Origin of the sequence: Clostridium fessum (assembly GCF_027698965.1) — a bacterium.
Classification (GTDB): domain Bacteria; phylum Bacillota; class Clostridia; order Lachnospirales; family Lachnospiraceae; genus Otoolea; species Otoolea fessa.
Map to the genome: position 1 here is coordinate 73157 of NZ_JAQEQF010000007.1, position 21920 is coordinate 95076.

A 21920-nucleotide genomic window follows, 5' to 3' on the forward strand; every position below is an offset into this window, starting at 1 on the left:
TATTTTTCTCTGATAAATATATGAGACAGCGCCGGCTGGACGGATTTACTCCACCCAGTACTCCGCAGTCCCGTGCCAGCGAGTAAAGAGAACCCTGTTTCCGAGGTGATGAACCTGGGAGGCAGGGTTTTTTTGTGTAATAGGAAATTCCTTAGAATTCGCTATTACACAAAAAGGCACATTCTTTATTCTGGTCAAAAACACTTGACAGATTAAGGGGGATTACCCGTATAATAGAGTGTCTGGAATATAGATATGATTTATCTGCTATATAAGAAAATACAGATTACTGTTCACGGGTAGGCACTTTTGGAACCGAAAGTGCCGTAAGAAAACGTGGTGGCGGCAGGAATTTGCCGTCTTTAAATGAGAAGCCACGGCAAATTCCGTTACTGGGGACGTATTCGTGAAAAGTAACAAATACAGGTTACTGTTCACGGGTAGGCACTTTTGGAACCGAAAGTGCCGTAAGAAAACGTGGTGGCGGCAGGAAGTTGCCGTATTTAAATGCGAAACCACGGCAAATTCTGTTACTGGGCACGTATGCGTGAACAGTAACAAATACAGGATGGTATGATTTATGTTATTTAGTTCCCTTGTGTTCCTATGGTATTTTTTGCCAGCGGTATTTTTTCTTTATTTTATAACGAAAAATCTGCATATCCGCAATAGCGTCCTTCTGACTGCCAGCCTCTTTTTTTATGCGTGGGGCGAGCCGAAGTATGTGATTCTGATGCTTGTTTCGATCGGGCTGAATTATTTCTTTGGATTGTGGATTGGGAGGATGCAGAGTAAACACAGAATGCGCCTTGCTGTTACAACCTGCGTGTTTTTAAACCTCCTTCTTCTGGGCTATTTCAAATATTTTAACTTCGCAGTCGAGATTGCAAATTCTCTGTTAAGCCGCTTTGCGGGCGGCGCACATACACTTTCTTTCCGCGAGATTGCTCTTCCGGTCGGAATATCCTTCTACACGTTTCAGGCGCTTTCCTACGTGGTGGATGTGTACCGGGGGACGATTCAGGCGCAAAAAAATATCTTTCATCTGGCGCTCTATATTTCTTTCTTTCCGCAGCTCATCGCGGGACCGATCGTCAAGTATCACGATGTCTGCGAACAGATTGGGGACCGGCAGTGTACGGCGGAGGGGATGGCGTATGGAATCAAGCGCTTTTCCTACGGACTGGCGAAAAAAATGTTGTTTGCTAATACCTTTGCGGCGACGGTGGACTGGATGATGGAGAAACCGCTGGCACAGCTGGGAACGGTCAATGCGTGGATGTTGGCGGTTTTGTACACACTTCAGATTTATTTTGATTTTTCGGGATATTCGGATATGGCGATCGGATTGGGAAAAATGTTTGGATTTGATTTTATGGAGAACTTCAATTATCCGTATATATCTACCTCGATCCGCGAGTTCTGGAGACGCTGGCATATTTCACTCTCGACCTGGTTTAGGGAATATCTTTATATCCCGTTGGGCGGCAACCGGAAAGGGCAGGTGCGGACGTATATTAATCTGCTGATTGTCTTTTTTGCGACCGGGCTCTGGCATGGCGCTGGGGCAACCTTTATCATCTGGGGATTGTACCATGGGCTGTTTCTGGTGGTGGAACGCATGGGACTTGGGAAGCTATTGGAGAAGAACTGCTTCCGGGGACTGAATCACATCTATACGGCGTTGGTTGTAGTGGTTGGCTGGGTGTTCTTCCGCGCCGATACGCTGGCGGATGCGAAAGTGATCCTGCATCAGATGTTTACCTGGGAGAACGGCATCTATCCGGCGTCGCTGTTCGTGAATCGGAAGGTGATTTTTCTTGCGGTGCTGGGCGTGCTGCTTTCGGGCATCGTGCAGAGTATATGCCCGAAGCTGCGGGAGCATCTGTATGAGAAAGAAGTGACAAAGACAGTGGATATTGTGATTATGGCTGTGCTGCTGTTTTTGTGTACCATGTATCTCGTCAGCAGCACGTATAATCCGTTTATTTATTTCAGGTTTTAGATCCAGCCGCCGTCCAGTTGAATTATCTGTCCCGTTAAATAGGAGTCCTCGCTCCCCAGCTGGTATGCCAGTTTTCCGACTTCCTCGGCACGCCCCATACGTCCTGCTGGAATTTCTTCCAGCAGGGCATTCCGTTCTTCTTCATCGAGAAACTGGTTCATTTCGGTGTCAATAGCGCCGCAGGCGATCGCGTTGACCTGGATGCTGCTCGGCGCAAGTTCCTTCGCGAGGGCGCGCGTCATGGCGTTGATGCCGCCTTTGGTGGCAGAATAGGCGACTTCGCAGGAAGCGCCGCAGACGCCCCAGACGGAGGAAATATTGAGAATGCGTCCCGATTTGCGTGACACCATCATTGGAACGGCGAGGCGGCAGCAGTTGAAGACGGAGGTCAGGTTGGTATTGAGAATGTGGTTCCACTCGTCCGGCGTCATATCCTGGAACAGACCGATGTAGGAAATCCCTGCATTGTTGACGAGGACATCCAGGGAACCGAAGCGCTCCCGGATCGCGCCAAACAGGCGGGAACAGCTCTCAAAATCGCCCGCATCGCCCATCCAGGTAAGGCAGGAAACGCCCAGCGCTTCGATTTCGCGCTGGGTCTTTTTTAATTCTTCTTCCCGCCTCAGGCAGGTAATCACGACATCCCAGCCATTCCTGGCGTAGGTTAATGCAATCGCTTTCCCGATTCCGCGGGAAGCGCCGGTTACGAGGATAGTTTTATGATTCATGGCAGTAAACTCCTTATATGCGTATATTTGATGATACCAGGGTCAAAAGGTCAGAAGTTCGACGCAAGCTTGCTTGCAGGAGAATTTTTGACCTTGGGACCCGCCAAAAACATGAGTAAGTAGCCATTTTTCAAAGAAAAATGAGCGAATTGCGAATGTTTTTGAGAATTGCGGGAGCACGCAGTGCAGAGCAATTTGGTATTAGAGGGGTCAAAAGCTTTTGACTCCAACATCATATTTGATTGAATTATAGCATGTATTTAAAATTCATGAAATAGTTTCATTTTTCCGCCTGTCATAAAATCGTAAGAAATTTTCATCCATTTTTTGCTCTTCTGAGTGTTTTACAGCATTGTATGAAAGTGCCAAAATGTGTTATACTAAAACCAAATGGATCTGACACAGCGATAGAGCGGATCAATTACCGAACAGATTCGGAAGAAAGGGACTGTATACCATGTATGATATAATAATCATTGGTTCCGGACCAGCTGGCTTGAGTGCGGCGATTTATGCACAGCGGGCATGTCTGGACACGATTGTGATAGAGAAGAATGGAATCAGCGGCGGACAGGTGCTGAATACCTGGGAGGTGGACAATTATCCGGGATTTCCGGGTGTGACCGGCTTTGAGCTTTCCAGACAGTTCCGGGAGCATGCAAACAAGCTGGGAGCAAGAGTTGTACAGGATGAGGTCGTGCAGGTCGAGCTTTCAGGAAATGTGAAGAAAGTAGTCTGCGAGGAAGAGACGTATGAGGCACGCTGTGTGATTCTGGCATCCGGAGCACATCACAGGACGTTGGAGGTGCCGGGAGAAGAGGAACTTCGCGGGGCAGGCGTTTCATACTGCGCGACCTGCGACGGGGCATTTTTCCGGGGAAGGACGGTTGCCGTTGTGGGCGGCGGCGACGCGGCGCTGGAAGATGCAATTTTTCTTGCACGGATGTGTGAAAAAGTATATATCGTCCACCGCAGAGACAAGCTTCGCGGGGCAAAACGGCTGCAGGAGCGCTTACAGGCGCTTGAAAATATTGAATTTGTCTGGAACAGCGAGACGGTTGCGATTGAAGGGGAAGGTCAGGTGGAGGCGTTGCGGCTGAGACAGACCCAAACCGGAGAAGAGAGGCGGCTGGACGTGGATGGTGTCTTTATTGCGGTCGGAATCGCACCGGAGAGTGAGCTGTATGCGGGTCAGTTAGAGCTTGATGAGCAGGGCTACATCCGGGCGGATGAGAGCGGTCAGACGAGCGTTCCGGGCGTATTTGCAGCCGGAGATGTCCGGACCAAGGCGCTGCGCCAGATTCTGACAGCGGCATCGGACGGTGCAAACTGCGTGGCATCTGCAGAGCGATATCTTCAGGCATAACTCATTTTTAACATAGAAGAAAACAGAGTAACTGTTTAGTAGGTCTGCGCATTTACTGCGCTGACCGTACGAAAACATGGGTCAGCAGGCAAAAATCCCATTGCCGTAGGCAATTTTTAATGGATTTTTGCGCGTGACTGTGAAGGTACTGAACAGTTACAGTTTGAGATAAAACGACGGAACAGAACGGACAGAAGAGTAGGAGGTTCTTATGAGAAAAACGCTGAAATTTCTGATAGCATCAGGGGCGTGCCTTGTGATGGCAGGGACGGGACAGATGAGCGCCCAGGCGGCGATGAATCTGGAGACGGATGCCCCGGTCGCTGGTGCGTCAGTGGCGATCAATAATTACTATGCGAGCAGCTTGAACCCGGAAAAAGAGCTGGCGGAGGCATTTGCTTCTAAAGAAGTTCTGGCAGTGGCGGGAGCCGGTCAGACGGGCGTGGCAGGCGGCGCGCAGACAGCCAAACCGGCACAGGTGGCAGCAGAGACGAAAGCCCAGCCAAAGGAGACAACTGGCGAGACTGAGGCGGTTGTCCGCGCGATGTCCAAGTCGATCTACGATAATATCGCGATTTCCCGTGTGACCAATTATGTCAATGTTCGCGCACAGGCGAGCACAGGCAGCGAGGTAGTTGGAAAGATTTACAATAACTGTGCGGCGACAATTCTGGACACGGTGGACGGCGAGGGCGGCAAATGGTACCATATCCAGTCGGGTTCCGTGACCGGTTATATTAAAGCACAGTATTTTGTGACCGGTGAGGAGGCGTCCAAGATTGCCAGGGAAGTCGGCACAACCTACGCGAAGGTTACAAATACCTCTACGCTTCGCCTGAGAGAGACGCCGAGCTTAGAGGGCAAGACGCTGGATCTTCTTTCTGCCGATGCAGAGTATGAGGTGATCGGAGAAGAGGGCGATTTTGCCAAGATTTCCGTCGATAATGATCTGGTCGGATATGTGTATAAAGATTATATTACGACACAGGTAGACTTTAAGCAGGCAGTTTCCGTAGCTGAGGAACAGCAGCAGAAAGCTGAAGAAGAAAAACTGAAACAGGAAGCGAATGCGGCGATCGAGAACCTGGAACAGGTAAAGAAGAAAGCCGAGGAAGAGTCGAGGGCAGCGGAAACCACGGCAGCGGCGAAGGAAACCACGGCAGCGGCCAAAGAGACGACCAAAGCACCGGAGACTTCCTACAGCGGAACAATAGAGGCGAATCCGAGCGAAAGCAAGGCAGCTGGGACGACAGCGGCAGCCAAGGAGACGACAAAGGCAGCTGAGACGAAAGCGCCGACTACCGCGGCAGCGACGAAAGCGACCACTGCAAGCGGCGTTGGACCGGGCGGCGGACCAGGCACAGGCGGTACGTCCTCTTCTGGAAATGAAGTAACAAATGCTACCCGTTCTGCGGTTGTGGCATATGCAAAGCAGTTCCTTGGAAATCCGTATGTATACGGCGGAACCAGTCTGACAAACGGCGCGGACTGTTCCGGATTTACAATGAGTGTATTTGCACATTTCGGTATTTCAACCGGACGAAGCTCGAGAGATCAGGCGGCAAAGGGCAAGGAGGTTGCGGTCAGCGCAGTACAGCCGGGCGATCTGCTTTTTTATGCGAGCGGCAATTATATCAATCACGTAGCACTTTACATAGGCAATGGACAGGTTATCCACGCAAGTACGGCAAAGAGCGGCATCAAGATTTCGCCGTCCAACTACCGAACACCGTGTAAGGCAGTTTCATTCTTAAATTAGTAAACGCAGATAAAGGAGTATATCGGTTCTTACGGAACGATTTCATATCCGTAGGGCTCGGTGGGAATACCGCAAAATTACGTTGCCAGCGGGGCAGAAGATTTCTGATCGGTGAGACAAGTAATTTTGCGGTATTTTTTCATTTTCATAGGAGAATGTATGCACTCGCGCGAAGCAGAAACATGTCGCAAGCGACCGCGCTCGGCGCGAGAATGTGCCAAGGCACATTCTTTTTATAAAAAAGGAGAAAAATCATGGCAGAATTAAGAGAACTTTCCGTAAACCAGTTTGTAGAAGAAGCTGCTTCGAAGGCGTCCGTACCGGGCGGCGGAAGCGTGTCGGCGATGGTGGGGGCGCTGGGCGCGGCATTGATGGAAATGGTGGCAAATCTGACGATCGGAAAGGAAAAATATGCCGGGGTGCAGGAGGAAATGCAGGCGCTGGCAGCTGAGGGCGCTGCGCTGCATGAGGAGCTGCTGGCGGGGATCAAAAAGGACAGCGAATCGTTCAATGGATATATGAGAGCGCTGAAGCTTCCGAAGGAGACGGAGGAGGAGAAAAAAATCCGCACTGCCGCCCTGCAGCAGGGGTTAAAAGAGGCGACCGAAGCGCCGCTTGCGATTGCGGAGTCAGCGGCAAAGATTTTTCCGATGGCGGAAGCGGTCGTAAAGAGGGGCAATAAAGGTGCCGTTTCCGACGGTCTGATTGCGGCGATGTTAGCCCGGACAGCGGTTGTGGGTGCGCTCTTTAATGTGAAGATCAATCTGGCATCGATCAAGGACGAAAGTTATGTATCAGAACTTGAGAAAAGAGTAGAAAAACTGGAATCGGATGCAATTTTTTGTGAAAAATCAATTTTGTGTCTTTCCAAATTGTCAGACACAGTATATAATAGATAACATTCACAGCCTTTCCGGGAAATTCACAGGGGGGATCTTCTTTACAGAAGATAAAGCAGATAACATTCACTGTGTGAAAACTTCCGGAACAGGCAAAACCGCAAAAACAGGGAGGTACAGGAGTAATGATGACAGATATTGAGATTGCACAGGCAGCGAATCCACTGAAAATCGGTGAGATTGCACAGGCAGCAGGCGTAGACGAGAAGTATCTGGAGCAGTATGGAAATTATAAGGCAAAGGTTGACTACAGTCTTCTGAAAGAGACCGAGGGCAAGGATGGAAAACTGATTCTGGTGACCGCGATCAACCCGACTCCAGCCGGAGAAGGAAAGACCACGACCACGGTCGGTCTGGCAGACGGATTGAAACGTCTTGGCAAAAAGGTAACCGTAGCGCTTCGTGAGCCGTCGTTGGGACCGGTCTTTGGTGTCAAAGGTGGTGCAGCTGGCGGCGGATATGCACAGGTCATTCCAATGGAGGATATCAACCTCCATTTTACCGGTGATTTCCACGCGATCGGCGCAGCAAACAACCTGCTGGCAGCGATGCTGGACAATCATATCTATCAGGGCAATGCACTCCGCATCGATCCGAAGCGCATTACCTGGAAGCGTGTTGTCGATATGAATGACCGTCAGCTCCGCAACATCGTAGATGGTCTGGGACGCCGCGTGGATGGCGTGACCCGTGAGGACGGATATGACATCACGGTTGCCAGCGAGATCATGGCAGTTCTGTGCCTGGCACGCAATATTACGGATCTGAAAGAACGCCTTTCCAAGATTATCGTAGGTTATACCTATGACGAGGAACCGGTCACTGCCGGTGATCTGAAAGCAGCGGGCGCGATGACGGCTCTTTTAAAGGATGCCCTGAAACCAAACCTGGTACAGACCTTAGAGCATACACCGGCATTTATCCACGGCGGTCCGTTCGCGAACATCGCGCATGGATGTAACTCCGTCATTGCGACAAAGATGGCATTAAAGCTGGGTGATTACACGATCACAGAGGCTGGCTTCGGCGCTGACCTGGGTGCGGAGAAATTCCTGGATATCAAGTGCCGGATGGCAGAGCTGAAACCGTCGGCGGTCGTTGTAGTAGCGACAGTACGTGCCCTGAAGCATCACGGCGGCGTGGCGAAGGCTGACTTAAACGCAGAGAATCTGGAAGCACTGGAGAAGGGACTTCCGAACCTGATGCAGCATGTAGAAAATATTACCAAGGTATATGGACTTCCGTGTGTCGTAGCGATCAACCGTTTCCCAATGGATACCGAGGCAGAATTAAAGCTGATCGAGGACAAGTGCCATGAGGTCGGTGTCAATGTAGCTCTGTCCGAGGTATGGGCGAAAGGCGGAGAAGGCGGCGAGGAGCTGGCAAAAGAAGTCATCCGCCTGTGCGAGACTGAGAGCGAGTTCCACTACTGCTACGAGACCGATACAACGATCGAGGAGAAACTGGATGCGATCGTGAAGAAGATCTACCACGGCGACGGCGTTGTACTCACGGATGCAGCAAAGAAGCAGGCAAAACGCCTGACTGAGCTTGGATTTGGTAACTATCCGATCTGTATGGCGAAGACGCAGTACAGCTTTTCGGACAATGCGAAGCTGCTCGGCGCACCGAAGAACTTTACAGTAACTGTCCGCAACCTGAAAGTATCCGCGGGCGCAGGCTTCATCGTAGCGCTGACCGGCGACATCATGACGATGCCAGGACTTCCGAAGGTGCCGGCGGCAGAGAAGATCGATGTCGATGAGAATGGACGGATCACGGGGCTGTTCTAAGAAAAGAAATAGGATATGAATGGAACTTAACACAACGCAAAAAGGGGAACTGCCACATGGCAGCTCCCCTTTTTGCTAGGAAACTTGTCTACTTATAGTACGAAGCGATGAATTAAAATTCTGGTTCAATCAATCCGTAGGTGTTGCCTTTACGTTTGTAAACAACATTGACCTGCTCGGTCTCGGAATTCAGGAATACATAGAAACTATGTCCTAAGAGTTCCATCTGTACACAAGCCTCTTCCGGATCCATCGGCTTCATAGCGAATTTCTTTACTTTGACGATATCTACTTCGTCGTTGGAATCATACTCTTCGTTTATGAAGAGGTCAGAGAATGCAACGGCTGCCTGTTTCTTGTCTACGATTTTATTCTTATATTTTTTGAGCTGACGCTCGATGATTTCTTCTACCAAATCAATCGATACATACATATCGTTGCTTTCCTGCTCTGCACGGATGATGGTGCCTTTGACAGGGATGGTAACCTCGATCTTCTGACGATCTTTCTCAACCGTAAGTGTGATATTCACTTCGGTGTCCTGATTGAAGTATCGCTCTAACTTTCCGATCTTCTCCTCTACAGCTGCTTTTAACCCCGGGGTAACATTGATATTTCTTCCAGTAATCTTATAACGCATAATCATCGCTCCTTTTTATTGGGATGGCTATAGTATACCACTTTTGGATGTTAAATTCAACCTTTTTCGCAAAATTGTCAACACAATTAATTGAAAAACAGGTCGAAATACTGTGTCGTTTGATTTTTCACGAATTGCTGTTGTTTTATAAGGGAGTTGCGCGCGGTTTGTGCGGCGGACAATGAAATATGAAAAAAGAGTCTTGCAGGATAGGGCAGAATGGGTGTGTTTTTGCAACAAAAAAAGGTCGAAAAAGCTAGGAAAAACGGGGGTTTGGAGGCAATGCGAGGGTTCTTCATTTGTCAATAGATCTGCTTGTATTTTTGGAAGAAATATGCAAGTTTATGAGATCTGAACAAAAAAGAAATCAAAATGCGCCGGGGAAAACGGGGGCTTCGTGAACAGACGGAAATTGTGGATAATGTGGATAAGTCGGTGCAAAACTCCATTTTCCCTAAAAAAGGGAAAAAATGGGTGTGCAAAACTTATCCACAAAACTGGGGACAAAATGTGGATAATGTGGACAACAAGAAAGCCGAACATACATTTTGTGCAACTTGTCTGGTTTACCATAAAGTTGGCGGGATGGCAGAAGAAAAAACGTTTTACCTGGATAGGCAGAGAGGCGGCGTTTTACAGCAGGTTTCTTTGTTCGTGTATGGAGGGTCTTGTTTTATGGCTGGGATTTTCCGGGTACGGCAGGTTCGGGTTATCTCAGCCGGGCGCGTGCGCAGCGTAAATGTAAAAAAATAATGAAATCATTGAATAAAATCCCCGTTAGTGTTAGAATAAATAAGATTGTATAACTATGCCTATATGATCTTTATGTATTAAAACATATCATTTATGATGGAATGAAATAAAATAACTAGATTTAGAATGTAAGAAATAGGAGAGAAAAGCATGAATCTGATAGAGAAAGTGTTTGGTACCCACAGCGAACGCGAGCTGAAGCTGATCCGCCCGATCGTGGATAAGATTCTAGGTATGCGCGAGCAGATGACTGCCTTATCGGATGATGAACTGCGTGACAATACGCGCAAGTTCAAAGAGCGCCTTGCAAACGGCGAGACGCTGGACGACCTTCTGCCGGAGGCATTTGCAACCGTGCGTGAGGCGGCGAGACGAGTATTAAATATGGAGCATTACCCGGTTCAGCTGATCGGTGGTATCGTCCTGCATCAGGGACGTATCGCAGAGATGCGTACTGGTGAGGGTAAAACCTTGGTTTCCACCGCACCGGCGTACTTAAATGCGCTGGCTGGAAAGGGTGTATTCATCGTTACCGTCAACGACTATCTGGCAAAACGAGATGCAGAGTGGATGGGCGAGGTTCACAGATTCCTCGGCCTGACGGTCGGCGTGGTTTTAAACTCGATGAATTCCGACGAGCGCCGGGAAGCTTACAACTGTGATATTACCTACGTTACCAACAATGAGCTTGGTTTCGATTATCTGCGTGACAACATGGCGATCTACAAAGAGCAGATGGTTATGCGGAATCTGGACTATGCGATTATCGATGAGGTCGATTCCGTCCTGATCGATGAGGCGAGAACTCCGCTTATCATTTCCGGACAGAGCGGCAAGTCCACGAAGCTCTATGAGGTCTGCGATATTCTGGCACGTCAGCTGGAAAAGGGCGAGGAATCAGCGGAATTTTCCAAGATGGCAGCCATCATGGGCGAGGAGATCGAGGAGACAGGCGATTTCGTAGTCAATGAGAAAGATAAAGTAGTCAACCTGACCGAGGCTGGTGTGAAGAAGGTCGAAGATTTCTTCCACATCGAAAACCTGGCGGATCCGGAGAACCTGGAGATCCAGCACAACATCATTCTGGCACTGCGTGCCAACTACCTGATGTTCCGCGATAAAGACTACGTGGTAAAAGATGACGAGGTTCTGATTGTCGATGAGTTTACCGGACGTATCATGCCGGGACGCCGTTATTCCGATGGTCTCCATCAGGCGATTGAGGCAAAAGAACACGTACATGTGCGTCGTGAGAGCCGCACACTGGCTACCATTACGTTCCAGAACTTCTTTAATAAGTTCAATAAGAAAGCAGGTATGACCGGTACGGCACAGACTGAGGAGAAGGAGTTCCGTAACATTTACCAGATGGACGTTATCTCCATCCCGACGAACCGCCCGGTACAGCGTATTGATTACGAGGATGCGGTTTATAAGACGAAAAAAGAGAAATTCCATGCGGTTGTCGAGGAAGTGGCAGCAGCCCATGAAAAGGGACAGCCGGTTCTGGTTGGTACCATTACGATCGAGACTTCCGAGCTTCTGAGCAAGATGCTGACAAGACGCGGCATTCCGCATAAGGTATTAAATGCGAAGTTCCATGAGCTGGAGGCTGAGATCGTAGCAGATGCAGGTATCCACGGTGCCGTTACGATCGCGACTAATATGGCAGGTCGTGGTACGGATATCAAGCTGGATGAGATTTCCAGAGAACTGGGCGGCTTAAAGATTATCGGTACAGAGCGTCATGAGTCCAGACGTATTGATAACCAGCTGCGCGGTCGTGCCGGACGTCAGGGCGATCCGGGTGAATCACGTTTCTATTTGTCTCTGGAAGATGATCTGATGCGCCTCTTTGGTTCTGAGCGTCTGATGAATATGTTCAACGCCATGGGCGTACCGGAGAATGAGCAGATCGAGCACAAGATGCTTTCCAAGGCGATCGAGAAGGCACAGATGAAGATCGAGACCAACAACTACGGTATCCGCGAGAACCTGTTAAAATACGACGAGGTTATGAACGAGCAGCGTGAGGCAATCTACGCAGAGCGCCGCCGTGTACTGGATGGCGAGAATATGCGTTCCGTTATCATGAAGATGATCACGGATATCGTAGAAAACGCCGTAGATATGTCCATCTCTGATGAGCAGGAACCGGCTGAGTGGGATTTGTCCGAGTTAAATTCCCTGCTGCTTCCGGTTATCCCGTTAGAGCCGATTCAGCTGGCGGAAGATCAGCAGCATATGAAGAAAAATGAGCTGAAACATATGCTCAAAGAGGCGGCAACGAAGCTTTATGAGACACGCGAGGCAGAGTTTACAAGCGCGGAACAGGTACGCGAGATGGAGCGCGTGATCCTTCTGAAAGTGGTTGATGCAAAGTGGATGGCTCATATCGACGATATGGATCAGCTGCGCGAAGGCATCGGTCTGCAGGCGTATGGTCAGAGAGACCCGCTGGTTGAGTATAAGATGAGCGGCTATGAGATGTTCGACAGCATGACGGCAGCGATTCGTGAGGATACCGTCCGTATTCTGTTCCACATCCGTGCAGAGCAGAAGGTCGAGCGTGAACCGGCTGCCAAGGTAACGGGAACCAACCGTGACGACAGCACCGTGCAGGCACCGAAGAAGCGTGAGGAGAAGAAGATTTACCCGAACGATCCGTGCCCATGCGGTTCCGGCAAGAAGTACAAACAGTGTTGTGGACGGAAGCTGTACGCGAAGAATTAATAGATGAAAGAAGGCAGGCTGCCGTGATTTTACAGCAGTCTGTGCAGAAAATTCCCGAAACTATGGCGAAATACCTGGTTCCGGGAATTTTTCCAAATATAAAAAAGAGTTACGGTCTATATGTGTGTGATCCGTAACAAAATATAACTGAAAGAATGCTGAACCGTTGAGGAAAATGGCAGCAGATAGATGAGAATGGAGAAGGTGAGAGCATGGTTGAATTAGATCAGTTTAAGTATACATTATCAACCTACGATGAGACGCTGAAAGAGGTCAAGGATTCCCTGGATCTGGAAAATAAGGAGCGCCGCATCACGGAGCTTGACAAATCAATGGAAGAACCGGGCTTCTGGGATGATCCGGAGCGCTCGACCAAGACGGTCCGTGAGGCGAAAAATCTCAAAGATACCGTGGATGGCTACAAGCACCTTGAACAGCAGTATGAGGATATCCAGGTCATGATCGAGATGGGCTATGAGGAAAATGACCCGGCGATGATTCCGGAGATTCAGGAGATGTTGGATGAGTTTGTCAAAGAGCTGGAAGAACTCCGCACAAAGACACTCCTGTCCGGCGAGTACGACGGCTGCAACGCGATCCTCAAGCTGAACGCGGGCGCGGGTGGTACCGAGGCGATGGACTGGTGCAGTATGCTGTATCGTATGTACCAGCGCTGGGCGGACAAAAAGGGCTTTACGACCGAGGTGCTTGATTTCCTGGATGGCGACGAGGCGGGACTTAAGTCCATCACACTGCAGGTCAACGGCGAAAATGCCTACGGCTACCTGAAATCGGAGAAAGGTGTCCATCGTCTGGTCCGTATTTCCCCGTTCAACGCGGCTGGCAAGCGTCAGACCTCGTTCGTTTCCTGTGATGTCATGCCGGATATTGAAGAAGATCTGGATGTGGAGATTAATCCGGACGATCTGCGGATCGATACCTATCGCTCGAGTGGTGCCGGTGGACAGCATATCAACAAGACGTCCTCCGCGATCCGTATCACGCATCTGCCGACCGGTATCGTCGTACAGTGCCAGAATGAGCGTTCCCAGTTCCAGAACAAGGACAAGGCGATGCAGATGTTAAAGGCAAAGCTGTACCTGCTCAAACAACAGGAGAATGCCGAGAAGTTGTCCGACATCCGCGGCGATGTCAAGGACATTAACTTCGGAAACCAGATCCGTTCCTACGTTATGCAGCCGTACACGCTCGTCAAGGATCACCGGACGAACGCTGAAAATGGCAATGTGAACGCGGTGATGGATGGAGATATTGATCTGTTTATCAGTGCGTATTTAAAGTGGATCAGCCTGAAAAACCAGAAGACAGAAGAGGCGTAAAAGAAGATAAATCAGCCTGGATTGGCGGCACAAAAGTTTGACAGAGAAGAAAATACTCTGTCGAGTGCCGTCAGTTCAGGCTGTTTTTTTACAGATACAATTCGATTATTATGAAAAAAATAGATTGCAGAGCGTCAATAAATGTGATAATATCTTCCTGGTAAACACAAATGTATTTCTGGTGCGTACATAAGCGGAGATGGAATGGAAGAAAAGACAAAGTATTATCTGTTAAAGCAGAAAGCAGTGCCGGAAGTCCTTTTGAAGGTGGCGGAAGCGAAGAAGCTCATTGCGTCGGAAAAGGCGATGACGATTCAGGAGGCGACCGACCAGCTTGGGATCAGCCGGAGTTCCTTTTATAAGTATAAGGACGATATTTTTCCATTTTACGACAACGCCAAGGGCAAAACGATTACCATGGTGCTGCAGATGGATGATGAACAGGGACTTTTATCGGATCTTCTTCATATCGTAGCGATTTACAAGGCGAATATTCTGACGATTCATCAGAGTATTCCGGTCAACAATGTGGCGACGCTGACACTCAGCGTGGAAGTCCGCTCGGATACCGGAAATATATCGCATATGGTCGAAGAGATGGAAGAAAATTCGGGAGTACACAACGTAAAAATTATAGCCAGGGAGTAAAGATTATGATTCAGGTAGCAGTGATGGGCTATGGAACAATTGGTTCCGGAGTCGTAGAAGTATTAGAAACCAACAAAGACAAAATCACAGAAAAAACCGGCAAAGAGATTGCAGTAAAATATATTCTGGATCTGCGTGAATTTCCGGGTGATCCGCACGAAGCGCAGATTGTTCATGATTTTGAGATCATTGAAAAAGACGAAGAAGTAGAGATCGTTGTGGAGGCGATGGGCGGCGTCAATCCGGCATACAAGTTTGCAAAAGCGTGCCTGTTAGCCGGTAAGCACGTTGTGACCTCCAACAAGGCACTTGTAGCGGCACACGGCACCGAGCTTCTGGCGATTGCACGCGAGAAGAACTTAAACTTCCTCTTCGAAGCCAGCGTAGGCGGCGGTATTCCGCTTCTGCGTCCGCTGACCCAGTCTCTTGCGGGCGAGAAGATTGAGGAAATCAGCGGTATCTTAAACGGTACAACTAACTACATACTTACCAAGATGGCAAGAGAAGGTCAGACCTTTGAGGAAGCCTTAAAGAAAGCGCAGGAACTCGGATATGCAGAGCGCAACCCGGAGGCAGACGTAGAAGGTTACGATACCTGCCGCAAGATCACGATTCTCACCTCTCTGGCAACTGGAAAAGAAGTAAATTACGAAGATGTGCCGACTGAGGGCATCACAAAGATTACCGATACCGATTTCAAGTATGCGTCAAAGCTGGGAACCTCGATTAAACTGTTCGGAACCAGCCGCATGGAGGGCAATAAAGCCAGTGTTTATGTATGCCCGATGATGATTGGATCAGATCACCCGCTCTTTGCAGTCAATGACGTATACAACGCAGTCATGGTTCGCGGCAATACACTTGGAACAGTCATGTTCTACGGCAGTGGCGCCGGAAAACTCCCGACCGCCAGCGCGGTCGTCAGCGACATTGTGGAGATTGCCGGACACATGGAAGACAACATTCCGACCGGCTGGACCGACGAAAAACAGCCAGTTGCACCGATGGGCGAAGTGACCTTCAGCTACTTCCTCCGCCTGGCAGGCAAATCAGCCGATAAACTTGCCGATGTGCGTGCAGCTTTCGGTGAAGCAGAAACCATCGAACTCCCGGAGATGGACGAATTTGCAGTCGTAACCGGAGAAATGACCGAAGCACGCTTCCGGAAACTGGCAGCAGCATTCGAGGAAGATATCCGCCAGACGATTCGCTATACCAGATAGGATATAGAGCTTAAAAACAAAAAGCACGCCAAAGTCAATATGTTGACAAGGCGTGCTTTTTTTTACTGCAGTGGACCAATCAAACTCTCATACAACTCCATCGCCTGATCAAAAAACGGCGCATATTGTGGATCTGTAATCATATGGTACACCTGGATCAGGCAGAAAAACTCAACTACTCCAAAGATGGTAGACATAACTCCCAGTATCAGCCCGACCACTGCGCTGCCGCGCCGCGGCTGTCCTTCCTCCTTGGATAGGACAAACAGTACATTCGCCGACATTCCGAGCAGAATCGCGGCGGAAAAACTCAAAAACAGGGAGAAAAATGCGAAGATGCCGCACATCATTGACATCGTGGCATAGCGGCGCGAACGATTGCGCCGGGTTTCATTTGTATCTGAATGTTCCTTCGGAGAAGGTGTTTCATCGTAATAACTCATCGTATATCTAATCCTTTCATAACTGTGAAAAAAGAAAACAGCTACATCCTTTTCTGAAAATTAGAGACAGCCGCCAAATAGGGCAAAACAAAATCTATGCCAATCCGGCAGATTGAATCCGATAAAAGTGTATCATGAATAAAGCCGCTTGTCCAGTTAGGCATTGACTTGCGAAATATGCGCTGGAATGGTATGATTAAACAGCGTATTGATATTGAAGGAGAGTTTTTGCATGGATATTATACAGGCATTAAAAGAAGAGCTTCAGATAGGGAAAAATCAGGTCGAGGCGGCGGTCAAACTGATCGATGAGGGAAACACGATCCCGTTCATCGCGCGCTACCGCAAGGAGGCAACCGGTTCCCTGAACGATGAGGTGCTGCGCCAGTTAGATGAGCGTCTGCGCTATCTCCGGAATCTGGAGGATAAAAAGGAGCAGGTGATCGGGGCGATCCGCGTCCAGGAGAAGCTGACGCCGGCGTTGGAAAAACAGATCCGCGAGGCTGCAACGCTGGTGGCAGTGGAAGATCTGTATCTTCCGTACCGCCCGAAACGTCGTACCCGTGCCGGAATTGCCCGTGAAAAAGGGCTGGAACCGTTAGCGGTCTGGATTTACAAGCAGGAAGCGGGCGGCAGCCTGGAGGCGGAAGCGGCGAAGTATGTGTCGGAAGAAAAGGGCGTTGCAGATGTTTCAGAGGCAATAGAAGGAGCGCGTGATATTCTGGCTGAACGAATCAGCGAGATGGCAAAGTACCGCAACTACGCACGTAAAAAGACGATGCAGGACGGTCTTTTGGAGGCGTCCGCGAAGGATGAGAAGGTACAGTCGGTGTACGAGATGTATTATCATTTTTCCGAACCAGTCAAAAAGCTGGCGGGACACCGCGTGCTGGCGATCAATCGCGGTGAGAAAGAGAAGATTCTGAGCGTGAAGCTTATAGCGCCGGAGGAGCAGATTGTCCGGTATATGGAGAAACAGCTGATTATCCGCCCGGATGGGGATGCGGCGCGCGCGATGGAAGAGGTCATTTTAGACAGCTACCGCCGCCTGATCGGACCGGCCATCGAGCGCGAGATCCGCACGGGGCTGACAGAAACGGCAGAGAGCGGCGCGATTCAGGTATTTGGCAAGAATCTGGAACAGCTCCTGATGCAGCCGCCAATCGCAGGATGCGTGGTGCTCGGCTGGGATCCGGCATTTCGGACGGGCTGCAAGCTGGCAGTTGTGGATGAGACGGGAAAGGTGCTCGATACGACGGTCATTTATCCGACCGCACCGCAGAACCGCGTGGAAGAGTCGAAGGAGATCGTGAAAAAGCTGATCCGCAAGTATGGCATTTCCCTGATCTCGGTGGGAAATGGTACGGCAAGCCGTGAATCTGAGCAGATCATCGTGGAACTCTTAAAAGAAATTCCGGAGAAAGTCCAGTATGTCATCGTCAATGAGGCGGGCGCGTCGGTTTATTCGGCGAGTAAGCTGGCGACGGAGGAATTTCCGCAGTTTGACGTCGGACAGAGAAGTGCGGCATCGATCGCGAGACGCCTGCAGGATCCGCTGGCGGAGCTGGTAAAAATTGATCCGAAATCCATTGGAGTCGGTCAGTACCAGCATGATATGAACCAGAAAAATTTAAGCGAGGCGCTGCAGGGCGTGGTGGAAACGTGCGTAAATAAGGTCGGCGTGGATCTGAATACGGCATCGGCGCCGCTGCTCGCCTATATTTCCGGCATTAACAAGACGATCGCGAAAAATATCGTGGCATACCGGGAGGAGAATGGCGCATTTTCAACGCGCCGTGAACTTTTGAAGGTGGCGAAGCTGGGACCGAAGGCGTATGAACAGTGCGCCGGATTTATGCGGATTCAGGGCGGCAGGAATCCTCTCGATGTGACGAGTGTGCACCCGGAGAGCTATAAAGCAGCGGAGGCACTTTTAAAGCAGCTTGGACATGATCCGAAGGAGATCGCGGCGGGCGGCATCCGCAATATCCGCAATGAGATCGCGGATACGGCAAAGCTGGCAAAAGAGCTTTCGATCGGCGAGCCGACCTTACTTGATATCGTGAGCGAGTTGGAAAAACCGGCGCGCGACCCGCGTGAGGAGATGCCGAAGCCGATTCTCCGCACGGATGTGCTGGAAATCAAGGATTTGAAGCCGGGTATGATTTTAAAAGGAACTGTGCGGAATGTCATTGATTTCGGCGCGTTTGTGGATATCGGCGTGCATCAGGATGGTCTGGTTCACGTGTCCCAGATGACAGACCGCTATATTAAGCATCCGCTGGAGGCGGTCAGCGTCGGGGACATCGTGGAGGTCAAGGTGCTGGCGGTTGATGTGGCGAAAAAGCGCATTTCGCTGACGATGAAAATCCGGGAGACGAAGTAAGCTGCGGCAGATTCAGCCGTTGGTTATATGATGCAGGACCGCCGACTGGAATGGGGCGGCGGATAAGGCATAGAAAATTAGGGGGAAGATAAAATGGACTTACGTGTAAAAATACAGCCAAAAGAGATTTTTATTTATTCAATGTACAATTTCTGGGCGGGAATGCGTGGAATCGGAAGCATCATACTGACGGTGCTCGTCATTATTGCGGCGGCAGCCAGCGAGGAACGTCTGGGAACGCAGGTGACGAATCTGGTGATTCTGGGAGTGATTGCCTTGACAGGCTTTCAGATTTTTGCAATCTGGAAACAGGCAGAGCGCACCGCCGGGGATGCGAAAACGGGAGCTGAGATTGTATTTCACATTGGAGACGAGGGCATCCGTGCCCGCCAGGCGAACAGCAAGGGCGAGATCAGCTGGGATAAGCTGGTAAAAGTGAAAAAGATCGCGGGAATCTATGTGCTTTACCTGGGTCGGGACAAGGCGTACCTGATGCCGAAGCGCGTGTTCAGAGGTTCGGAGGAGCAGATTTTTCTCAGTATGCTTACAAGAAATCTGCCGCAGGAAAAGAGAAGAGGAATTCGAGCATGATGATAGAAACAAACAGCCCGGAAGAGACGTATGCGTTTGGAAAAAAGCTTGGAATGGAAGCGCAGGCAGGGCAGGTGTATTGTTTGAATGGTGATCTGGGCGTAGGAAAGACGGTCTTTACCCAGGGGTTTGCCGCGGGACTTGGAATTCAGGAACCGGTCAACAGCCCGACTTTCACGATCGTGCAGGAGTACGACGATGGGCGCCTGCCGCTCTACCATTTTGATGTATATCGTCTCGGCGATGTGGACGAGATGGATGAGATTGGCTATGAGGACTATTTCTACGGCGAGGGCATCTGCCTGATCGAATGGTCGGAGCGCATCCGCGAGATCCTGCCGGAACATCCGATCCAGATCACGATTGAAAAGGATCTGGAAAAGGGCTTTGATTACCGGAAAATTTCAGTAAACGAGCAGTAGCCGGCGACAGGAGGAAAGAGAAAATGAGAATTTTGGGAATCGAAAGCGCATCCCTGGTGGCATCGGTTGCTATTGTTACGGATGATGTGATCACGGCGGAATATACGGTGAATCTGAAAAAAACGCATTCGCAGACACTTCTTCCGATGATTGATGAGATTGTGAAAATGCTGGAGGTGCCGTTGGAAAGCATCGATGCAATCGCAGTATCCGGCGGTCCGGGCTCTTTTACGGGGCTTCGGATTGGCTCTGCGACAGCGAAAGGACTGGGACTGGCGCTTGGGAAGCCGCTGATCCATGTGCCGACGATGGATGCGATGGGATATTGTCTGTACGGGGCTTCGGCGCTCATCTGCCCGATGCTGGATGCGAGACGGCAGCAGGTGTACACGGGACTCTATCGCTATGAAGAGAAGTTCGAGATTGTGAAAGAACAGTGCATTACGGATATCCATGCGTTGATTGCCGAGTTAAATGAGCGCGGCGAGCGCGTGATTTTCCTGGGGGACGGTGTGCCGGTCAACCGGGCGGTGATCGAGGAAGAGATGAAGGTGCCGTATTCGTTTGCACCGGCACAGGCGAGCCGTCAGCGAGCTTCGGCGGTGGCAGCGCTTGGTGCAGTGTATCTGGCAGAGGGAAAGACTGAGACGGCAGCCGAACACAAGCCGGATTATCTGCGGAAATCGCAGGCGGAGCGCGAGCGCGAGGTCGCAGAGCGCCAGGGCGAGATGGATAAGCTGGCAGCCGGTATTGTGGTTGTGGAGAAGAAATAATGGCGGCAGGAACGGGAACGCAAAAAAAGCTTCGTGTTCAGATAGTGGATTTTCAGCCGGGGGATCTTCCTGCGGTCCGGGCACTGGAACTGGAATGCTTTTCGGATGCATGGTCGGAGAAGCTTTTACAGGATCTGCTGACGAGCAGCTGGGATAAAAACTGGGTGCTGAAAGAGGATGAAACCGTCCGTGGCTACTGCAATTTCCGCGTCATTGCCGGGGAAGGCGAGCTGATGCGGATCGCGGTTCACGGCGCGTGCCGGGGGCGCGGCTATGGGCGGCTTCTGATGGAACGGCTGTTAAGAGAAGCAGAGGAAGAAAACGTCGAGGATATCACCTTGGAGGTGCGTGCATCCAATGCCCCGGCGATTGCGCTGTATGAGGCGTATGGCTTTCAGAAAGAGGCGGTTCGGAAGAATTATTACAGCGGGCCGACGGAAGATGCGCTGATTTATTGGAAAAGAAGCGGAAAAAGCATTGACAGATGAAATGGAAATGAGTATACTGTTTAACAGATAAAAGCGTAACACTTTACAGTGTTAAATTAAGAGAAAAGAACGGTAGGAGGTTCATATGCTGAGTCAGGTATCTATTTTTGCAGAGAATAAGAAAGGACGTTTACAGAATATTACATCCCTTCTTCAGAAGGAGAATATTAACATCTGGGGTTCGATCACGAATGACAGTGCGGAGTACGGTATTATCCGTATGGTTGTTTCTAATCCAGAGCACGCGGAGAAAGTGCTGGCGGAAGCTGGTTATCTCTGCCGTCTGACAGAGGTGCTTGGCGTCGAACTGGATGACGAGGTCGGAGCACTCAACCGTCTGTTAATTTCCCTCGAAGAGAGCAATATCAATGTAGATTACCTGTATCTCTCCTTCAATCGTGATTCTGGCAAGCCGGTTATGGTGCTTCACACGGACGATGTGAGGGAGGTCAGCATCTGCCTGACATCGAAGGGATATAAGGTACTGTAAGTATTTCCAGCACTTTCCGCTTAAAAACCGGTATAAAAAACAGTATAATGATGGAGAAGCTGTGGAGGACATGGCTTCTCCATTTTGCGTATATAGAAGAGAAAGGCGAGGAGAGCATGAGAAAATATGGAGAGAGCGGCATTCTTCTGTCGGTTGTCTGCAACCGGTGCGGAAAGAAGCTGGCGGTGAAAGAAGGCATTCTGCGCGAAGGAGCGGCGCATTTTGATGTGGCATGGGACTATTTTTCGGAGAAAGATGGGGAGGTGCATCATTTTGATCTGTGCGAGGAGTGCTATGATGGAGTGACGCGGGAATTTCTGATTGAGGCAGATAAGGAGGAGAGGACGGAACTATTGTAGAGTCGTGAGGGGGACGGAGAAACGCGGGACAGGCGGTGTGCCATCTGCGTCTCTCCAGTGAATTGGATTGCTTAATTTCTG

General features: G+C 50.0%; 20 protein-coding genes. 17 read left to right on the plus strand and 3 right to left on the minus strand.

Annotation, left to right across the window (positions count from 1 at the left end; all coding sequences use genetic code 11):
• Positions 1–580 precede the first annotated feature (580 nt).
• Positions 581–2005, plus strand: coding sequence for an MBOAT family O-acyltransferase (locus PG862_RS10115; protein ID WP_270707284.1), 1425 nt, complete (start codon positions 581–583; stop codon positions 2003–2005).
• On the opposite strand, the gene ymfI is transcribed toward PG862_RS10115, so the two are convergent.
• Positions 2002–2733: an elongation factor P 5-aminopentanone reductase gene (gene ymfI, locus PG862_RS10120; RefSeq protein WP_270707286.1), complete on the minus strand. Its 732-nt coding sequence runs from the start codon at positions 2731–2733 to the stop codon at positions 2002–2004. The two genes, PG862_RS10115 and ymfI, sit on opposite strands and share 4 nt — an antisense overlap.
• A gap of 457 nt (positions 2734–3190) precedes the next feature.
• On the opposite strand from ymfI, the gene trxB reads away from it, so the two are divergent.
• From trxB to PG862_RS10140, 4 genes are all read left to right on the plus strand, one after another.
• Positions 3191–4099 (plus strand): thioredoxin-disulfide reductase, encoded by a 909-nt coding sequence (trxB, locus tag PG862_RS10125; RefSeq protein ID WP_408640002.1) that lies wholly within the window; start codon positions 3191–3193, stop codon positions 4097–4099.
• 211 nt (positions 4100–4310) lie between these two features.
• Entirely contained in the window at positions 4311–5858 is a 1548-nt protein-coding gene (locus PG862_RS10130; protein WP_333563204.1) for a C40 family peptidase, read from the plus strand.
• A 254-nt stretch (positions 5859–6112) separates the two neighbouring features.
• Positions 6113–6757, plus strand: coding sequence for a cyclodeaminase/cyclohydrolase family protein (locus tag PG862_RS10135; protein ID WP_270707289.1), 645 nt, complete (start codon positions 6113–6115; stop codon positions 6755–6757).
• Between the two features lie 125 nt (positions 6758–6882).
• Positions 6883–8550: a formate--tetrahydrofolate ligase gene (locus PG862_RS10140; RefSeq protein ID WP_107001369.1), complete on the plus strand. Its 1668-nt coding sequence runs from the start codon at positions 6883–6885 to the stop codon at positions 8548–8550.
• A gap of 112 nt (positions 8551–8662) precedes the next feature.
• On the opposite strand, the gene hpf is transcribed toward PG862_RS10140, so the two are convergent.
• Positions 8663–9190, minus strand: a complete 528-nt coding sequence (gene hpf, locus PG862_RS10145) for a ribosome hibernation-promoting factor, HPF/YfiA family (RefSeq protein WP_022360630.1) — start codon at positions 9188–9190, stop codon at positions 8663–8665.
• Positions 9191–9562: 372 nt separating this feature from the next.
• Between hpf and PG862_RS10150 the strand changes: the two genes are divergently transcribed.
• The 5 genes from PG862_RS10150 to PG862_RS10170 all read left to right on the plus strand — a co-directional run bounded on the left by PG862_RS10150 (position 9563) and on the right by PG862_RS10170 (position 15887).
• A complete protein-coding gene (locus tag PG862_RS10150) occupies positions 9563–9943 on the plus strand; it encodes a hypothetical protein (protein WP_270707291.1) in 381 nt (126 codons plus the stop codon).
• A 150-nt stretch (positions 9944–10093) separates the two neighbouring features.
• The gene (gene secA, locus PG862_RS10155; protein WP_118468417.1) at positions 10094–12676 is read left to right on the plus strand and encodes a preprotein translocase subunit SecA; all 2583 of its coding nucleotides are present in this window, start codon (positions 10094–10096) and stop codon (positions 12674–12676) included.
• 212 nt (positions 12677–12888) lie between these two features.
• A complete protein-coding gene (gene prfB / locus PG862_RS10160) occupies positions 12889–14016 on the plus strand; it encodes a peptide chain release factor 2 (protein WP_117796089.1) in 1128 nt (375 codons plus the stop codon).
• 204 nt (positions 14017–14220) lie between these two features.
• Positions 14221–14664 (plus strand): ACT domain-containing protein, encoded by a 444-nt coding sequence (locus PG862_RS10165; protein WP_107001373.1) that lies wholly within the window; start codon positions 14221–14223, stop codon positions 14662–14664.
• A gap of 5 nt (positions 14665–14669) precedes the next feature.
• Positions 14670–15887, plus strand: coding sequence for a homoserine dehydrogenase (locus PG862_RS10170; protein WP_270707293.1), 1218 nt, complete (start codon positions 14670–14672; stop codon positions 15885–15887).
• 62 nt (positions 15888–15949) lie between these two features.
• On the opposite strand, the gene PG862_RS10175 is transcribed toward PG862_RS10170, so the two are convergent.
• A complete protein-coding gene (locus PG862_RS10175) occupies positions 15950–16330 on the minus strand; it encodes a hypothetical protein (protein ID WP_118492426.1) in 381 nt (126 codons plus the stop codon).
• Positions 16331–16562: 232 nt separating this feature from the next.
• Here PG862_RS10175 and PG862_RS10180 point away from each other — a divergent pair, with 232 nt between their 5' ends.
• The 7 genes from PG862_RS10180 (at position 16563) to PG862_RS10210 (ending at position 21839) form a co-directional block, all read left to right on the plus strand.
• Positions 16563–18716, plus strand: a complete 2154-nt coding sequence (locus PG862_RS10180) for a Tex family protein (protein WP_270707294.1) — start codon at positions 16563–16565, stop codon at positions 18714–18716.
• Positions 18717–18809: 93 nt separating this feature from the next.
• Positions 18810–19307, plus strand: a complete 498-nt coding sequence (locus tag PG862_RS10185) for a YcxB family protein (protein WP_270707295.1) — start codon at positions 18810–18812, stop codon at positions 19305–19307.
• A complete protein-coding gene (tsaE, locus tag PG862_RS10190; RefSeq protein WP_022360622.1) occupies positions 19304–19729 on the plus strand; it encodes a tRNA (adenosine(37)-N6)-threonylcarbamoyltransferase complex ATPase subunit type 1 TsaE in 426 nt (141 codons plus the stop codon). The genes PG862_RS10185 and tsaE overlap by 4 nt, the downstream gene beginning before the upstream one ends.
• A 23-nt stretch (positions 19730–19752) precedes the next feature.
• Positions 19753–20502 carry a tRNA (adenosine(37)-N6)-threonylcarbamoyltransferase complex dimerization subunit type 1 TsaB gene (tsaB, locus tag PG862_RS10195; protein WP_117796084.1) on the plus strand — a complete coding sequence of 250 codons (750 nt, stop codon included), beginning with the start codon at positions 19753–19755 and terminating at the stop codon, positions 20500–20502.
• Positions 20502–20990 (plus strand): ribosomal protein S18-alanine N-acetyltransferase, encoded by a 489-nt coding sequence (rimI, locus tag PG862_RS10200; protein WP_118570264.1) that lies wholly within the window; start codon positions 20502–20504, stop codon positions 20988–20990. The genes tsaB and rimI overlap by 1 nt, the downstream gene beginning before the upstream one ends.
• Before the next feature lie 85 nt (positions 20991–21075).
• A complete protein-coding gene (locus PG862_RS10205; protein ID WP_022360619.1) occupies positions 21076–21480 on the plus strand; it encodes an ACT domain protein in 405 nt (134 codons plus the stop codon).
• Positions 21481–21596: 116 nt separating this feature from the next.
• Positions 21597–21839 (plus strand): hypothetical protein, encoded by a 243-nt coding sequence (locus PG862_RS10210; protein WP_181357235.1) that lies wholly within the window; start codon positions 21597–21599, stop codon positions 21837–21839.
• The last annotated feature ends 81 nt before the right edge of the window (positions 21840–21920 follow it).

Bases quoted from the DNA above. Each gene is read 5' to 3' on its own strand.
- PG862_RS10175 (WP_118492426.1), bottom strand. From the start codon at position 16,330: ATGAGTTATTACGATGAAACACCTTCTCCGAAGGAACATTCAGATACA.
- rimI (WP_118570264.1), top strand. From the start codon at position 20,502: ATGGCGGCAGGAACGGGAACGCAAAAAAAGCTTCGTGTTCAGATAGTG.
- secA (WP_118468417.1), top strand. From the start codon at position 10,094: ATGAATCTGATAGAGAAAGTGTTTGGTACCCACAGCGAACGCGAGCTG.
- PG862_RS10210 (WP_181357235.1), top strand. From the start codon at position 21,597: ATGAGAAAATATGGAGAGAGCGGCATTCTTCTGTCGGTTGTCTGCAAC.
- PG862_RS10170 (WP_270707293.1), top strand. From the start codon at position 14,670: ATGATTCAGGTAGCAGTGATGGGCTATGGAACAATTGGTTCCGGAGTC.
- PG862_RS10165 (WP_107001373.1), top strand. From the start codon at position 14,221: ATGGAAGAAAAGACAAAGTATTATCTGTTAAAGCAGAAAGCAGTGCCG.
- tsaE (WP_022360622.1), top strand. From the start codon at position 19,304: ATGATGATAGAAACAAACAGCCCGGAAGAGACGTATGCGTTTGGAAAA.
- prfB (WP_117796089.1), top strand. From the start codon at position 12,889: ATGGTTGAATTAGATCAGTTTAAGTATACATTATCAACCTACGATGAG.
- PG862_RS10185 (WP_270707295.1), top strand. From the start codon at position 18,810: ATGGACTTACGTGTAAAAATACAGCCAAAAGAGATTTTTATTTATTCA.
- trxB (WP_408640002.1), top strand. From the start codon at position 3,191: ATGTATGATATAATAATCATTGGTTCCGGACCAGCTGGCTTGAGTGCG.
- PG862_RS10180 (WP_270707294.1), top strand. From the start codon at position 16,563: ATGGATATTATACAGGCATTAAAAGAAGAGCTTCAGATAGGGAAAAAT.
- hpf (WP_022360630.1), bottom strand. From the start codon at position 9,190: ATGCGTTATAAGATTACTGGAAGAAATATCAATGTTACCCCGGGGTTA.
- ymfI (WP_270707286.1), bottom strand. From the start codon at position 2,733: ATGAATCATAAAACTATCCTCGTAACCGGCGCTTCCCGCGGAATCGGG.
- PG862_RS10135 (WP_270707289.1), top strand. From the start codon at position 6,113: ATGGCAGAATTAAGAGAACTTTCCGTAAACCAGTTTGTAGAAGAAGCT.
- PG862_RS10115 (WP_270707284.1), top strand. From the start codon at position 581: ATGTTATTTAGTTCCCTTGTGTTCCTATGGTATTTTTTGCCAGCGGTA.
- PG862_RS10130 (WP_333563204.1), top strand. From the start codon at position 4,311: ATGAGAAAAACGCTGAAATTTCTGATAGCATCAGGGGCGTGCCTTGTG.
- PG862_RS10205 (WP_022360619.1), top strand. From the start codon at position 21,076: ATGCTGAGTCAGGTATCTATTTTTGCAGAGAATAAGAAAGGACGTTTA.
- tsaB (WP_117796084.1), top strand. From the start codon at position 19,753: ATGAGAATTTTGGGAATCGAAAGCGCATCCCTGGTGGCATCGGTTGCT.
- PG862_RS10150 (WP_270707291.1), top strand. From the start codon at position 9,563: ATGCGCCGGGGAAAACGGGGGCTTCGTGAACAGACGGAAATTGTGGAT.
- PG862_RS10140 (WP_107001369.1), top strand. From the start codon at position 6,883: ATGATGACAGATATTGAGATTGCACAGGCAGCGAATCCACTGAAAATC.